Origin of the sequence: Halorubrum xinjiangense, assembly GCF_900102375.1 — an archaeon.
In the GTDB taxonomy this organism is placed as follows: domain Archaea; phylum Halobacteriota; class Halobacteria; order Halobacteriales; family Haloferacaceae; genus Halorubrum; species Halorubrum xinjiangense.
The window spans coordinates 124726-139341 of record NZ_FNBO01000010.1 but is presented as its reverse complement, the minus strand read 5'-3'; the positions used below and the strand labels follow the sequence as shown (position 1 = coordinate 139341).

At 67.6% G+C, this 14616-nt stretch carries 9 protein-coding genes and 3 tRNA genes; 9 read left to right on the top strand and 3 right to left on the bottom strand.

The genetic code is table 11. The annotated features are described in order from the left end of the window. Positions 1 to 489 precede the first annotated feature (489 nt). Positions 490 to 562 (bottom strand) — tRNA-Arg (locus F3H13_RS12125). A gap of 248 nt (positions 563 to 810) precedes the next feature. On the opposite strand from F3H13_RS12125, the gene F3H13_RS12120 reads away from it, so the two are divergent. The 3 genes from F3H13_RS12120 (at position 811) to F3H13_RS12110 (ending at position 3884) form a co-directional block, all read left to right on the top strand. Beyond that, entirely contained in the window at positions 811 to 2313 is a 1503-nt protein-coding gene (locus tag F3H13_RS12120) for a single-stranded DNA binding protein (protein WP_149799276.1), read from the top strand. Between the two features lie 134 nt (positions 2314 to 2447). Further along, positions 2448 to 2879: a histone family protein gene (locus tag F3H13_RS12115; protein ID WP_004599099.1), complete on the top strand. Its 432-nt coding sequence runs from the start codon at positions 2448 to 2450 to the stop codon at positions 2877 to 2879. Further along, the gene (locus F3H13_RS12110) at positions 2880 to 3884 is read left to right on the top strand and encodes a histone deacetylase family protein (protein WP_149799275.1); all 1005 of its coding nucleotides are present in this window, start codon (positions 2880 to 2882) and stop codon (positions 3882 to 3884) included. It abuts the gene before it with no gap. A gap of 545 nt (positions 3885 to 4429) precedes the next feature. Here the strand turns inward: F3H13_RS12110 and F3H13_RS12105 are convergent. Together F3H13_RS12105 and F3H13_RS12100 are read right to left on the bottom strand one after the other, a co-directional pair. Then, positions 4430 to 4502, bottom strand: a tRNA-Asp gene (locus F3H13_RS12105). A gap of 30 nt (positions 4503 to 4532) precedes the next feature. Next, positions 4533 to 4605: transfer RNA gene (locus F3H13_RS12100), tRNA-Asp, on the bottom strand. 236 nt (positions 4606 to 4841) lie between these two features. Here F3H13_RS12100 and F3H13_RS12095 point away from each other — a divergent pair. Genes F3H13_RS12095 through F3H13_RS12070 form a run of 6 tightly spaced genes read left to right on the top strand, consistent with a single transcriptional unit; the run spans position 4842 to position 14493 of the window. After that, positions 4842 to 5069, top strand: a complete 228-nt coding sequence (locus F3H13_RS12095) for a DNA-directed RNA polymerase subunit H (RefSeq protein WP_007995375.1) — start codon at positions 4842 to 4844, stop codon at positions 5067 to 5069. After that, positions 5066 to 6631 (top strand): DNA-directed RNA polymerase subunit B'', encoded by a 1566-nt coding sequence (locus F3H13_RS12090; protein WP_007995372.1) that lies wholly within the window; start codon positions 5066 to 5068, stop codon positions 6629 to 6631. Before F3H13_RS12095 ends, F3H13_RS12090 begins: the two co-directional genes overlap by 4 nt. 2 nt (positions 6632 to 6633) lie before the next feature. Next, a complete protein-coding gene (gene rpoB, locus F3H13_RS12085) occupies positions 6634 to 8463 on the top strand; it encodes a DNA-directed RNA polymerase subunit B (RefSeq protein WP_149799274.1) in 1830 nt (609 codons plus the stop codon). Positions 8464 to 8469: 6 nt separating this feature from the next. Next, on the top strand, positions 8470 to 11397 hold the full coding sequence (locus tag F3H13_RS12080; RefSeq protein WP_149799282.1) for a DNA-directed RNA polymerase subunit A': 2928 nt from the start codon (positions 8470 to 8472) through the stop codon (positions 11395 to 11397). After that, positions 11390 to 14074, top strand: coding sequence for a DNA-directed RNA polymerase subunit A'' (locus F3H13_RS12075; RefSeq protein WP_149799273.1), 2685 nt, complete (start codon positions 11390 to 11392; stop codon positions 14072 to 14074). The genes F3H13_RS12080 and F3H13_RS12075 overlap by 8 nt, the downstream gene beginning before the upstream one ends. Further along, positions 14074 to 14493 carry a NusA-like transcription termination signal-binding factor gene (locus tag F3H13_RS12070; protein ID WP_149799272.1) on the top strand — a complete coding sequence of 140 codons (420 nt, stop codon included), beginning with the start codon at positions 14074 to 14076 and terminating at the stop codon, positions 14491 to 14493. The genes F3H13_RS12075 and F3H13_RS12070 overlap by 1 nt, the downstream gene beginning before the upstream one ends. Positions 14494 to 14616: the final 123 nt, after the last annotated feature.

Below are 14616 nucleotides of genomic sequence, written 5' to 3'. Positions count from 1 at the left end.
GTTCGCTGCGCGGGCTGCGACTTCCGTACTCCCGTTCGCTCCCTCCGGTCGCTCACGGGACCGCGCCTCACACCTCCCCAGCCTCGTCGGTCGCCGTCGCTTCGCTCGGCGACCGACTCCCTCGCACACGCTCCTCGCGGCCGTTTAAAAACGGCCGCTCGGAGGCGCGCGCCACCGCACAACCAAGATCACCGAACGTGTCGCGTAGGACCCACACATTGCTCGCAACCGTCGTGAGACTGTAACTAGAGAAACGTCCTGACGGAGTCCTGCGCGAGCGAAGCGAGCGCAGGGCACGTCAGGACGTGAACGCAGCGGCTGTCGAACGAAGTGAGACAGCCGCAAAGTGGACGTCCTGACGGAGATTTGAACTCGGAAAGACGGTCGGCCTCGCTTCGCTCGGCCGCTGCGACTTTCCTGCTCAAATCTCCGCGGAGTTTTTCGAGGCACGCACGGCTCGCTACGCTCGCCGTTTAGTGCCTCGAAAAACGTCCTGACGGAGATTTGAACTCCGGTCCCTGGCTCCGCAAGCCAAGAGGATAGTCCACTACCCTACCAGGACTCATCTCCACGTACCGCGGTAGAACTTAAGACGGTTACGGTCCGCGGGCCGCGTGCCTGCGGTCCGCACGGGCTCGCCGCGCGGGATGAACACCTTTTGTATCGACGGGCCCCATGAATTGCTATGAGACGCCTTCGAGCTGCGACCGCGACCCGGCCCGGTCGCTCCGGCGGCCGGTCGGGTCCCGGCGCAAACCCAGGGCAACGGCAACGCTTATCCGCGAACTCGCCGACCACGGAGGTACGCGTATGGGAGCCATAGAGGAGGTGTACGAGGACCTCGACACCGACGTCGAGTTCGAGGAGTTCGAGGCCGCCGTCGAGGACAAAGTCGAGCAGATGGGCGGGCTCGCCGACGAAGAGACCGCCGCGATGCTCATCGCGCACGAGCTGCGCGACGAGGAGGCCGACACCATCGCCGACATCGAGCCGGGGATGAACGACGTGAAGTTCCTCGGGAAGGTGACCGCCATCGGCGACGTCCGGACCTTCGAGCGCGACGACGAGGAGGCCGACGAGGGCCGCGTGTGTAACGTCGACGTCGCGGACGCTTCCGGCTCCGTCCGGGTGGCGCTGTGGGACGACATGGCCGCGGCCGCGGAGGAGGAACTGGAAGTAGGACAGGTCCTCCGCGTCATGGGGCGCCCCAAGGAGGGGTACAGCGGCCTCGAAGTGAGCGCGGACAAGGTCGAGCCCGACGAGGACGCCGAGGTCGACGTCCAGGTGCTCGACACCTACCGCGTCGAGGACCTCACGCTCGGCGCGTCCGACGTCGACCTCGTCGGCCAGGTGCTCGACACGGACTCGATCCGGACGTTCGACCGCGACGACGGCAGCGAGGGGCGCGTGGCCAACCTCACGGTCGGCGACGAGACGGGTCGCGTGCGCGTCACGCTGTGGGACGGCAAGGCCGACCTCGCCGAGGAGTTCGACGCCGGCGAGGTCGTCGAGGTCGGCGACGGCTACGTCCGCGAGCGCGACGGCGACTTAGAGCTCCACGTCGGCGACCGCGGCACCGTCGAGCGCGTCGACGAGGACGTCGAGTACGTCCCGGAGACGACCGACATCGCCGACCTCGAGATCGGACAGACGGTCGACGTCGGCGGCGGCGTCATCGAGACGGACCCGAAGCGGACGTTCGACCGCGACGACGGCAGCGAGGGGCAGGTGCGCAACGTCCGGATCAAAGACGAGACGGGCGAGATCCGCGTCGCGCTGTGGGGCGACAAGGCCGACCGCGAGATCGAACTCGCCGACCGCGTCGTCTTCACTGACGTCGAGATCCAAGACGGCTGGCAGGACGACCTGGAGGCGTCCGCGAACTGGCGCTCGACCGTCTCCGTCCTCGACGAGGAGAGCGACGCGGCGGCCGGCGTCGCCGACGGAGCGTCCGGATCCGGCGCCGCGGGGGGCGACCGGGCCGCCGGAGACGACGACCGCGACGCGAGCGAGACCGGCCTCGGCGCCTTCGCCGACGACGGACAGAAGGCGGCCGCGGAGGCCGTCGCCAGCGAGGGCGGCGAGGACGAGGGGGCCGGCGCGAGCGGCGGCGCCGCGGCCGCGACGGCGGAGCGGTCGAGCGAGGACGTGGAGTTCACCGGGACGGTCGTCCAGACCGGCGACCCGGTCGTCCTCGACGACGGCCAGCAGACGAAGACGGTCGACACCGACGCCAGCCTCCGACTCGGCGAAGAGATAACGGTTCGCGGGCCGGAGCGCGACGGCACTATCGACGCGGACGACGTCTTCTGAGGCGGTGCGCCTTCCGAGGCGGGCGAAGCATTCTGCGGCGGACGCCGTCTGCCAACGCGAACCCCCTCCGTCCGGATCCGGCGGCGATGCGGGTAACGGAAAGCGTTATACGATACACGGACGCGACTGTGTGTATGAGTGTCGAGTTGCCGTTCGCGCCGGTCGACGGGATCATCCGGCGGAACGCGGGGGAACTCCGCGTCAGCGCGGACGCCGCCGAGGAGCTCGCCCGACGGATCCAATCGCACGGCGCGGAACTGGCCGTCGACGCGGCCGAGCGGGCGACCGCGGACGGCCGGAAGACGCTGATGGCGGCGGACTTCGGCGTCGAGCAGGTCGTCAGCCGGGAGGACCTCACGCTACCGGTCGCGCCGATCGACCGAATCGCTCGGCTTCGGATCGACGACCGGTACCGGGTCGGCGTCGACGCGCGAGTCGCGCTGGCCGACATCTTAGAGGACTACGCCGACAACGTCGCGAGCGCGGCCGCGACGCTGGCCCGCCACGCGGACCGCCGAACGGTACAGGCCGAGGACATCGAGACGTACTTCGCGTTGTTCGAGTAGATGCGGTTCGGCTACAGCGACCGGTGTCTCGACCACGACACCGGCGAACGGCACCCGGAAAACCCGGACCGGCTCCGCGCGATCCGCCGCGGACTCACGAAGCGACACGGCGTCGAGTACGTCGAGGCCGACCCCGCCGAGAAGGCGGCGATCACGGCCGTCCACGACGACGACTACGTCGACGAGCTGGAGTCGTTCGTGGAAGACGGCGGCGGGAGCTGGGACCCCGACACCGTCGCCAGCGACGGGACGTGGGACGCGGCGCTCACTTCGGCCGGCCTCGCCCAGTGGGCGGCCCGCGCGGCGCTCGACGGCTCGACCGGGCGACAGACGCCGTTCGCCATCGGCCGCCCGCCGGGTCACCACGCGGTCACCGACGACGCGATGGGGTTCTGCTTTTTCAACAACGCCGCGGTCGCGGCCCAGACCGCGCTCGACGAGGACCTCGCGGACCGCGTCGCGATCTTCGACTGGGACGTCCACCACGGGAACGGCACGCAGGACATCTTCTACGACCGCGGCGACGTCTTCTACGCGTCGATCCACGAGGACGGACTCTACCCGGACACGGGGGCCCTCGACGAGACCGGGGAGGCCGACGGCGAGGGGGCCACCGCGAACCTCCCGCTGGCGGCCGGCGCCGGCGACGCCGACTACCTGTACGCGGTCGACCAGGGAATCGCGCCCGCCGTCGACCGGTTCGACCCCGACCTGCTGATCGTCTCGGCGGGGTTCGACGCGCACCGCCACGACCCCATCTCGCGGATGCGCGTCTCCTCGGAGGGGTACGCGCTGTTGACAGACCGGATCCGGACGCTCGCCGACGACGTCGGCGCCGCCGACACGTACGTGCTGGAGGGCGGCTACGGCCTCGACACGCTCGCCGAGGGCGTCTCCATGGTCCACGAGACGTACGACGGCCGGACCCCCGTCGACACCGACGAGGAGCCGGACGCAAAGACCGAGACGCTCGTCGACGACCTGCTGGCGGAACTCGATCTGTAGGCCGCAGAGACGGCTCGCTTCGCTCTCTGCGTTGTCTTCGAACACGCCCGGAGCGGGATTTGAACCTGAATCAGACGTGCTCGCTCCCGCTGGTCGCTGCGCGCGACTGATAGGGTTCAAATCCCTTCAGTCTGGGTTCGTCGACGCCAGACTCGCTCGTCGCTAGCGCTCCTCGCTCGCAGTCGGCGTCGACAGGAACGCCCGGAGCGGGATTTGAACCTCGGTCGTGCCGCTCGCTGCTCGCGGCTTCGCCGCTCGCTTTTCGAGGTGCTCGCTTCGCTCGCACCTCGCACCGCTCGCTCCACTCCCTGATTCAAATCCCTCGACGCTTCGCTGCCGCAGTACTCACTCGTCGCTGTCGCTCCTCGTTCGTTGTTGCGGCAGCGAAAGACGCCCGGAGCGGGATTTGAACCTGAATCAGACGTGCTCGCTCCCGCTGGTCGCTGCGCGCGACTGATAGGGTTCAAATCGCTTCAGTCTGGGTTTGTCGACGCCAGACTCGCTCGTCGCTAGCGCTCCTCGCTCGTAGTTGGCGTCGACAGGAACGCCCGGAGCGGGATTTGAACCCGCGTCACGACCGTGACAGGGTCGTATGATGGGCCACTACACCATCCGGGCAAACAAGCGACAGCGCCCCGAAACCGGGGACGCCCGGAGCGGGATTTGAACCCGCGTCACGACCGTGACAGGGTCGTATGATGGGCCACTACACCATCCGGGCTTGTCGCACCAGTTCGTACCCCTGTCTGGCAAATAAGGCTTGTCATCGGCGACGGGAATGGGGGACGGTGACAGGGGTCGCCTCCGATATCCTTTTGTGTCGACCTCGCGTGTGTGGGAGTGTCGAACGCCCCCGTTCCGTGAGCCGCGCACGGCAGCGCTTGGTAAGTCTTATGCCGCTGGCGTATATACATATCTGTAGTATCTCGTGATAGCTTCTTTCAATAACCACCACCCATGGTAGACGTAAGCCAACACGAACTCGTCCCGGACCACGTCCTCCTCGACGACGATGAGATAGAGGAGGTCCTGGCGGAGTACGACGTGAAGAAAACGAATTTACCGAAGATCAAACGCACGGATCCCGCGCTCCCCGACGAGGCCGAGGTCGGCGACGTGGTGAAGATCGTTCGCGACTCCCGCACGACCGACGAGGCGGTCGTGTACCGACTGGTCGTCTCATGAACAGGCAAGACCGACGCGTGGTTTCACGCGAGTATTTCTCCGACGAACGGCTCGCCGAACATCACTTCCGCTCGTTCAACAACTTCCTGGACCGCGGCATGCAGGAAGTGGTCGACGAGAAGGAGACGATCGAGACGGACATCGGCGACAAGGAGGGCCAAGAGCCGGTGTACGTCGAGCTCGGCGACGTGCGGATGGTCACCCCGCGCGTCCGCGAGGCCGACGGCTCCGAGGAGCTGCTGTACCCTCAGGAGGCGCGCCTCCGTAACATCACCTACTCGGCGCCCGTGTTCATGGAGATGTCCATCGTGCGCGGCGGCGAGGACGAGCCCGAACAGGTCGTCGACACGACCGAGACCAAGGTCGGCCGGATGCCGATCATGGTCGGCTCGAACAAGTGTAACATGGCGGGCTTCTCCGACGAGGAGCTCATCGACATCGGCGAGGACCCCGTCGACCCCGGCGGCTACTTCATCGTCAACGGCTCCGAGCGCGTGCTGATGACCTCGGAGGACCTGGCGCCGAACAAGATCCTCGCGGAGTACGACTCGAAGTACGGCGACGAGATCCAGGTCGCCAAGACGTTCTCCCAGCGCCGCGGCTACCGCGCGCTGGTCCTCTGTGAGCGCAACCGCGAGGGGTTACTCGAAGTGTCGTTCCCCTCTGTCTCGGGCTCCATCGACTTCGTGACGCTGGTTCGCGCCCTCGGGCTCGAATCCGACGAGGAGATCGTCCACCGCGTCTCGGACGACCCCGAGATCGTGAAGTTCATGCTGGAGAACTTAGAGGAGGCCTCGGTCCAGACGACCGAGGAGGCCATTGAGACCCTCGGCGAGCGCGTCGCCTCGGGCCAGGGGAAGAACTACCAGCTCAAGCGCGCGAACTACGTCATCGACCGCTACCTGCTCCCGCACCTCCACGAGGAGGGCGTCGACGAGGAGGACGTGCGGATCAACAAGGCGTACTACCTCTGCCGGATGGCCGAGGCGTGCTTCGAGCTCGCCTTGGACCGCCGCGAGGCCGACGACAAGGACCACTACGCGAACAAGCGCCTGAAGGTCTCCGGCGACCTCATGCGCGACCTGTTCCGCACCGCCTTGAACAAGCTGGCGCGCGACGTGAAGTACCAGCTCGAACGCGCCAACATGCGGAACCGGCAGCTCACTGTCAACACGGTCGTCCGCTCCGACGTGCTGACCGAGCGGCTCGAACACCCGATCGCGACGGGGAACTGGGTGGGCGGCCGCTCGGGCGTCTCCCAGCTCGTCGACCGGACGGACTACATGGGCGTGCTCTCGCACCTGCGGCGCCTGCGCTCGCCGCTGTCGCGGTCGCAGCCGCACTTCGAGGCGCGAGACCTCCACGCGACTCAGTGGGGTCGCATCTGTCCCTCCGAGACGCCGGAGGGGCCGAACTGCGGGCTCGTGAAGAACTTCGCGCAGGCGATGGAGCTGTCACAGACCGTCGAGGACGAACAGGGGCTGAAACGAGAACTGGCGTCGATGGGTGTCGAGGGGATCCCCGGCATCGAGGGCGTCGAACGACAGACGGCGGACGACTGATCATGGCACAAGCAGAACGCGAAGCGAAGGTGTACGTCAACGGGAGCCTCGTCGGCACCCACGAGAACCCGGACGAGCTCGCCGAACAGATCCGCGAGGCGCGCCGCCGCGGCGACGTCTCGGAGATGGTGAACGTCTCGGTGAAAGACCGGACCCGCGAGGTCATCGTCAACGCCGACGCGGGGCGGGCGCGGCGCCCGCTCATCGTCGTCGAGAACGGCGAACCGCTCCTCGGCGACGAGGAGGTCGAGGCCCTCGAACGCGGCGACGTCGAGTTCGAGGACCTCGTCGAGCGCGGCTACGTCGAGTTCATCGACGCCGAGGAGGAGGAAGACATCCTCGTCGCCGTCGACGAGGAGGACGTGACCGACGACCACACGCACCTCGAGATCGACCCGCAGCTCGTCTTCGGTATCGGTGCGGGGATGATCCCGTACCCCGAACACAACGCGAGCCCCCGGATTACCATGGGCGCGGGGATGATGAAGCAGTCGCTCGGGCTCCCCTCGGCGAACTACCGGATCCGGCCGGACACGCGCCAGCACCTCCTCCACTACCCGCAGCTGGCGATGGTGAAGACGCAGACCTCCGACCAGATCAGCTTCGACAAGCGGCCGGCGGCGCAGAACTTCGTCGTCGCCGTGATGTCCTACGAGGGGTTCAACATCGAGGACGCGCTGGTGATGAACCAGGGCTCCGTCGACCGCGCGCTCACCCGCTCGCACTTCTTCCGGACCTACGAGGGCGAGGAGCGACGCTATCCCGGCGGCCAGGAGGACCGCTTCGAGATCCCGGACCAGGACGTGCGCGGCGCCCGCGGCGAGGACGCCTACACGCACCTCGACGAGGACGGCCTCGTCAACCCGGAGACGAAGGTGGACGAGTCCTCGGTCCTGCTCGGCAAGACCAGCCCGCCGCGCTTCCTCGAAGAGCCCGACGACATGGGCGGGCTCTCCCCGCAGAAGCGCCGCGAGACCTCGGTGACGATGCGCTCGGGCGAGTCGGGCGTCGTCGACACGGTGACGCTGATGGAGGGCGAGGACGGCTCCAAGCTCTCGAAGGTGAAGGTTCGCGACCAGCGCGTCCCCGAGCTGGGCGACAAGTTCGCGTCCCGGCACGGCCAGAAGGGCGTCGTGGGGCACCTCGCTCCCCAAGAGGACATGCCGTTCACCGAGGAGGGGGTCGTCCCCGACCTCGTGATGAACCCGCACGCGCTGCCGTCGCGGATGACGGTCGGCCACGTGCTGGAGATGCTCGGCGGCAAGGTCGGCTCGCTGCGCGGCTCGCGGGTCGACGGGACGCCGTTCCAGGGCGAAGACGAGGAGGAGCTCCGCGACCAGCTGGAGGAACACGGCTTCGAGTCCTCCGGCAAGGAGGTCATGTACTCCGGCGTCACCGGCGAGAAGATCGACGCCGAGATCTTCGTCGGGACGATCTTCTACCACAAGCTGTACCACATGGTGTCGAACAAGCTCCACGCCCGCTCGCGCGGGCCGGTCCAGGTGCTCACGCGCCAGCCGACCGAGGGGCGCGCCCGCGAGGGCGGGCTGCGCGTCGGGGAGATGGAGCGCGACACGATCATCGGCCACGGCGCGTCGATGGTGCTCAACGAGCGACTGTTGGAGTCTTCGGACGCCGAGACGGTCCACGTCTCCGCGGAGACCGGGCTCGTCGCCGTCGAGGACCGCGAGCAGCGCCGCGTGTACGACCCGGTCACGGGCGACGAGGACGACATCCACGAGCTGGAGGTCAGCTACGCGTTCAAGCTGCTGCTCGACGAGATGATCGCCCTCGGCATCCGACCGAAACTCGAACTGGAGGACGCGATTTAGATGTCAATGCAAACACCGAAAGTGCTCGGCGGGATCGACTTCGGCCTCATGGACCCGGAGACGTACCGGGACATGTCCGCGACGAAGGTGATCACGGCCGACACGTACGACGACGACGGCTATCCGATCGACATGGGGCTGATGGACCCGCGGCTCGGCGTCATCGACCCCGGCCTGGAGTGCCGGACCTGCGGCTCCCACTCCGGCTCCTGTAACGGCCACTTCGGCCACATCGAACTGGCCGCCCCCGTCATCCACGTGGGCTTCACGAAGCTCATCCGGCGGCTGCTCCGCTCGACGTGCCGCGAGTGCGGTCGGCTCGCCTTGGACGACGCGCAGCGCGACGAGTTCCGCGACCGCTACGAGCGGGCGAAGGAGCTTGGCGACGACGAGCACGACGTGCTGAAGGCCGCCGTCCGGCAGGCCCGGAAGGCGTCCACCTGCCCGTTCTGTGGCGAGCCGCAGGCGGACATCAAACACGAGAAGCCGACCACCTACTACGAGGTACAGGACGTGCTCTCGGGTGACTACTCCGAGCGCATCGCGGCCGCGATGCAGCCCGACGAAGAAGAGGACGACCCCGGCACGTCGCCCCAGGAGCTCGCAGACGCGACCGACATCGCTCTCGACCGGATCAACGAGATCATGGCCGGCGAGTTCCGCCCGCGCAAGGAGGACCGCCGCGCCATCGAGAAGGCCCTCGACGTCGACCTCACCGAGGAGGACATGAACAAGCTGATGCCCTCGGACATCCGCGACTGGTTCGAGGATATCCCGGACGAGGACCTCGAGGTTCTCGGGATCGACTCCGAACACTCCCGCCCGGAGTGGATGATCCTGACGGTGCTGCCGGTCCCGCCGGTCACCACCCGTCCTTCCATTACGCTCGACAACGGCCAGCGCTCCGAGGACGACCTCACACACAAGCTCGTCGACATCATCCGGATCAACCAGCGGTTCATGGAGAACCGCGAGGCGGGCGCCCCACAGCTGATCATCGAGGACCTCTGGGAGCTCTTACAGTACCACGTCACCACGTTCGTCGACAACGAGATCAGCGGGACGCCGCCGGCGCGACACCGCTCCGGCCGCCCGCTGAAGACCCTCAGCCAGCGACTGAAGGGGAAGGAGGGCCGCTTCCGCGGCTCCCTGTCGGGGAAGCGCGTCAACTTCTCCGCCCGGACCGTCATCTCGCCCGACCCGACGCTCTCGCTGAACGAGGTCGGCGTCCCGGACCGCGTCGCCAAGGAGATGACCCAGACGCTCAACGTCACCGAGCGCAACGTCGAGGAGGCGCGCCAGTACGTCCGGAACGGGCCTGAGGCCCACCCGGGCGCCAACTACGTGCGCCGCCCCGACGGTCGCCGACTGAAGGTGACCGAGAAGAACTGCGAGGAGCTCGCCGAGAAGGTCGAGCCCGAGTGGGAGGTGAACCGCCACCTCGTCGACGGCGACATCGTGATCTTCAACCGGCAGCCCTCGCTGCACCGGATGTCCATCATGGCCCACGAGGTCGTGGTGATGCCGTACAAGACGTTCCGGCTCAACACCGTCGTCTGTCCGCCGTACAACGCCGACTTCGACGGCGACGAGATGAACATGCACGCGCTACAAAACGAGGAGGCTCGCGCCGAGGCGCGCGTCCTCATGCGCGTCCAAGAGCAGATCCTGAGCCCCCGCTTCGGCGGGAACATCATCGGCGCGATCCAGGACCACATCTCCGGCACCTACCTGCTCACCCACTCGAACCCCGAGTTCACGGAGACGCAGGCGCTGGACCTGCTCCGCGCCACCCGCGTCGACGAGCTGCCCGAGGCGGACGGGGTCGACGACGACGACCGCGAGTTCTGGACCGGCCGGACGCTGTTCTCGGAGCTGCTCCCGGACGATCTGGACCTCTCTTTCACCTCCTCCGCCGGCGACGACGTCGTCATCGAGGACGGCCAGCTGATCGAGGGCACCATCGACGAGGACGCGGTCGGCGCGTTCGGCGGCGAAGTCGTCGACACGCTCACCAAGGAGTACGGCGAGACCCGCGCCCGCGTGTTCATCAACGAGATCGCGTCGCTGGCGATGCGCGCGATCATGAACTTCGGGTTCTCGATCGGGATCGACGACGAGTCGATCCCGCCGGAGGCAGAAGAGCAGGTCGACGAGGCGATCGAGAGCGCCTACGACCGCGTTCAGGAGCTCATCGCGACGTACGAGGCCGGCGAGCTGGAGTCGCTGCCGGGTCGCGGCGTCGACGAGACGCTAGAGATGAAGATCATGCAGACGCTCGGGAAGGCCCGCGACTCGGCCGGGGAGATCGCCGACCAGCACTTCGGCGACGACAACCCGGCGGTCGTGATGGCCCGCTCGGGCGCGCGTGGCTCGATGCTGAACCTGACGCAGATGGCCGGCTCGGTCGGCCAGCAGGCGGTCCGCGGCGAGCGGATCAACCGCGGCTACGAGGACCGGACGCTCTCGCACTACCGGCCGAATGACCTCTCCTCCGAGGCGCACGGCTTCGTGGAGAACTCCTACCGCGGCGGGCTCACCCCCGAGGAGTTCTTCTTCCACGCGATGGGCGGCCGCGAGGGGCTCGTCGACACGGCGGTCCGGACCTCCAAGTCCGGCTACCTCCAGCGACGGCTCATCAACGCGCTCTCCGAGCTGGAGGCGCAGTACGACGGCACGGTCCGAGACACCTCGGGTCGCATCGTCCAGTTCGAGTTCGGCGAGGACGGCACCTCGCCGGTGAAGGTCTCCTCCGGCGAGGGCGACGGCATCGACGTCGAGGGTATCGTCGACCGCGTGGTCGACGCCGAGTTCGCCTCCGACGAGGAGAAAGAGCGGTTCCTCGGCGAGCGCGAGCCGCCGACGAACCTCTCGGAGCACGCCGGGCCGGGACTTAACAAGGCCGGCGGGCCGGGGGTGGAGTCCGATGACTGAGTACGATCACGTCACCGACGACATGGAGGCGGTCGTGGAGGCGACCGAGCTTCCTCGTCGGCTCAAGACGAAGGTGTACGAAGCCATCGACCGGAAGGCCGAGGAGGTCGGCGAGGTCACGATCGAACAGGCGACCGACATCGCCGAAGGCGTCGAGAACCGCTACGAGCGGACGCGAGTCGACCCCCTCGACCCGGTCGGGACCGTCTCGGCGCAGTCGATCGGCGAGCCCGGGACGCAGATGAGCGTCCCGCACGACGAGCGCGTTGTGGTTCGGCGGAACGGAACGACGGACGTCGTCGAGATCGGACCGCTCGTCGACGAGGTACTGACGTCCTGCGAGTCCCGATCCGTGGACGACCACGAAGTCGGGCTCGCACCAGACGGGCTGGAGACTCTCAGCCTCGACGGCGACGAGGGCGTGCGCTGGAAGCCCGTTGAAGAGGTCAGCCGCCACGACGCACCGGACGAGCTGCTTCGGTTCGAACTCGAATCCGGTCGGACGATCCGGGCGACGAAGGCCCACTCGTTCGTTACCCGGCGCGAAAACGAGGTCGTCCCGGTCACCGGCGAGGACCTCGAAGCAGGCGACTGGCTCCCGGTCGTCGGATCGTACGGGAGCGACAGCGACGACGAGGTCGACCTCCGGGAGTACCTCCCGGCGACCGACTACTGGTACACCTCGACGCTCGCTGACGGCGGCGTCGACACCGCTCCGGTCGGGGCGGATCAGCTCCGTAACAAGCGCGACGCGCTCCACGCCGGAGACCTCGACGAGGAGACCGTTTATCCGACCGGCGGTACGGTCGGTCTCCCGGAACGATTCCCGCTCGACGCGGAGACCGGGTTCTTCGTCGGCGCGTGGCTCGCGGAAGGGTCGCTGACAGACCACTACGTGTCCGTTTCGAACGTCGACGAGACGTTCCAGGACCGCGTCCGAGCGTTCGCTGATCGGTTCGACCTCTCGGTGAACGAATACGAGAACGACAGCGGGTTCGCTCGCGGCTACGACGTTCGCGTGAACGGGACGATTCTCGCCGACTTCCTGCGCGCTGCGTGTACGGAAGACGAGCAGAAGATCGTTCCCGGATTCGCGTTCGGCGCGGACGACGAGTTCGCTCGAGGGCTGCTCCGTGGGTACTTCAGCGGCGACGGAAACGTCTCGGACACCGCCGTCCGTTCGAGTTCGACGAGCGATCGGCTCACCGCCGGCGTCGCGCTCCTGCTCGCGCGGTTCGACGTGTACGCGACGCTCGGGCGACAGGACACGTCGCGGACGCTTCGCGTCCCGAAGAAACACGTCCACCGCTTCGCCGACCGGATCGGAATGGTCGGCGAGCGAGGAAACGAACTCGACGCTGCGGCCGAGGCGATCGACGAAACGGGACCGGACGCTACCGATCAGATTCCGAACTTCGGCGATGCGCTCCGCGAGGTCGCCTCCGATGCCGGCATCCCGAGCCGACAGGTGAACGCGGCGTCGAACCGGCAGCGGATCGGCCGCTCGCGACTCCGACGGCTCGTCGCCGAAGCGGAGGAGGCCGGCGTCGACTCGGAGGCGCTCGGCGAGCTCCGCCGTGCTGTCGACGGCGACGTTGTGTGGGACCGCATCGAGTCGATCGATCCCGTAGAGACCGACCACGAGTACGTGTACGACTTCTCGGTCGAGGGGTTGGAGACGTTCACGACCGCCGAGGGCGTCGTGACGCACAACACGATGAACACGTTCCACTACGCCGGCGTCGCGGAGATCGACGTCACGCAGGGGCTCCCCCGGCTCATCGAGCTGGTCGACGCCCGGAAGACGCCGGACACGCCGATGATGACGGTCCACCTCGACGGCGAGTACGCGACCGACCGCGAGAAGGCCCACGAGGTCGTTTGGTCGATCGAGGCCACGCGCATCCTCGCGCTCGGTGACGTGTCGACGAACGTCGCCGACATGCTGGTCCGGATCGACTTAAACGACGACACCCTCCTAGAGCGGTGGCCAACCCACTCCGACCCCACGGAGATCGCGGAGATCATCGCCGAGACGATCGAGGACGCGCTGGGTGTCGACGCTCGGCAGGCCGGGACGGTCATCGAGTTCGGGCCCAACGAGCCGAGCTACCGCGAGCTGCTCCAGCTCGTCGAGCGGCTCCGGGAGATCGTGTTCAAGGGGATCGAGGAGATCGAGCGCGTCGTCATCCGGAAGGAAGAGATCGACGGCGACGAGGAGTTCGTCCTCTACACCGAGGGGTCGGCGTTCGGCGACACCCTCGACATCGAGGGCGTCGATGCCTCGCGGACGACGTGTAACAACATCCACGAGATCTACCGCAACCTCGGCGTCGAGGCGGCCCGCGAGACGATCATCGACGAGACGAAGAACACGCTCGAAGAGCAGGGGCTCGACGACGTGAACGTCCGGCACCTGATGCTCGTCGCCGACATCATGACGAACAACGGCGAGATCGAGTCGATCGGCCGGCACGGCATCTCCGGCAACAAGGACTCGGTGCTCGCTCGCGCGGCGTTCGAGGTGACGGTCAACCACCTGCTCGACGCTGCGATCCACGGCGAGTACGACGACCTCGACGGCGTCATCGAGAACGTCATCGCCGGCAAGCCCATCTCGATGGGGACCGGTGACGTCGACCTCCGGATGGGGTCGCGCGTCGTGAGCGACGACTAATGTACGTCGAGCTCTCCGACGAGGCGCGGCGCTACATCGGTCGGTTCGACGAGCTGACCGGCGTCACGCCGACCGACTGCCTCGTGGAGGGCGACCGGCTCGTGTTCGTGGTCCCCGCCGGCGAGATGGCGGCCGCGATCGGTCAGGGCGGCGAGACCGTCGCGGAGGCCGAGCGCCGGCTCGATAAGTCGATCGAGCTGGTCGAGGACGCCGACACCGCGGAGGCGTTCGTCGCGAGCGCGCTCGCGCCGGCGGCCGTCAACGCCGTCACCATCTCCGACCAGAACGACCGCGTGGCGTACGTCGAGGTCCCGGAGGCGGACCGCGGCGTCGCCATCGGCGCGGAGGGCGCGAACATCGAGACCGCCCGTCGGCTCGCCGAGCGGCACTACGACGTCGACGACGTCCAGCTGACCTGACGGGAGCCCCCGACGGCCGCTCCGCGGGACGGCGTCTCGTTTTGCTCGCGACGGCGCCGGACTCCGCGGATCCGCTTCGTCGGTGTCGGTCGCGGGAACAACGACATCTCGCGGCGGCTTATC

What these genes read in the sequence shown, in the direction of transcription:
- F3H13_RS12080 (WP_149799282.1), top strand. Translation starts at nt 8,470, where the DNA reads ATGCAAACACCGAAAGTGCTCGGCGGGATCGACTTCGGCCTCATGGAC.
- rpoB (WP_149799274.1), top strand. Translation starts at nt 6,634, where the DNA reads ATGGCACAAGCAGAACGCGAAGCGAAGGTGTACGTCAACGGGAGCCTC.
- F3H13_RS12070 (WP_149799272.1), top strand. Translation starts at nt 14,074, where the DNA reads ATGTACGTCGAGCTCTCCGACGAGGCGCGGCGCTACATCGGTCGGTTC.
- F3H13_RS12115 (WP_004599099.1), top strand. Translation starts at nt 2,448, where the DNA reads ATGAGTGTCGAGTTGCCGTTCGCGCCGGTCGACGGGATCATCCGGCGG.
- F3H13_RS12075 (WP_149799273.1), top strand. Translation starts at nt 11,390, where the DNA reads ATGACTGAGTACGATCACGTCACCGACGACATGGAGGCGGTCGTGGAG.
- F3H13_RS12090 (WP_007995372.1), top strand. Translation starts at nt 5,066, where the DNA reads ATGAACAGGCAAGACCGACGCGTGGTTTCACGCGAGTATTTCTCCGAC.
- F3H13_RS12095 (WP_007995375.1), top strand. Translation starts at nt 4,842, where the DNA reads ATGGTAGACGTAAGCCAACACGAACTCGTCCCGGACCACGTCCTCCTC.
- F3H13_RS12110 (WP_149799275.1), top strand. Translation starts at nt 2,880, where the DNA reads ATGCGGTTCGGCTACAGCGACCGGTGTCTCGACCACGACACCGGCGAA.
- F3H13_RS12120 (WP_149799276.1), top strand. Translation starts at nt 811, where the DNA reads ATGGGAGCCATAGAGGAGGTGTACGAGGACCTCGACACCGACGTCGAG.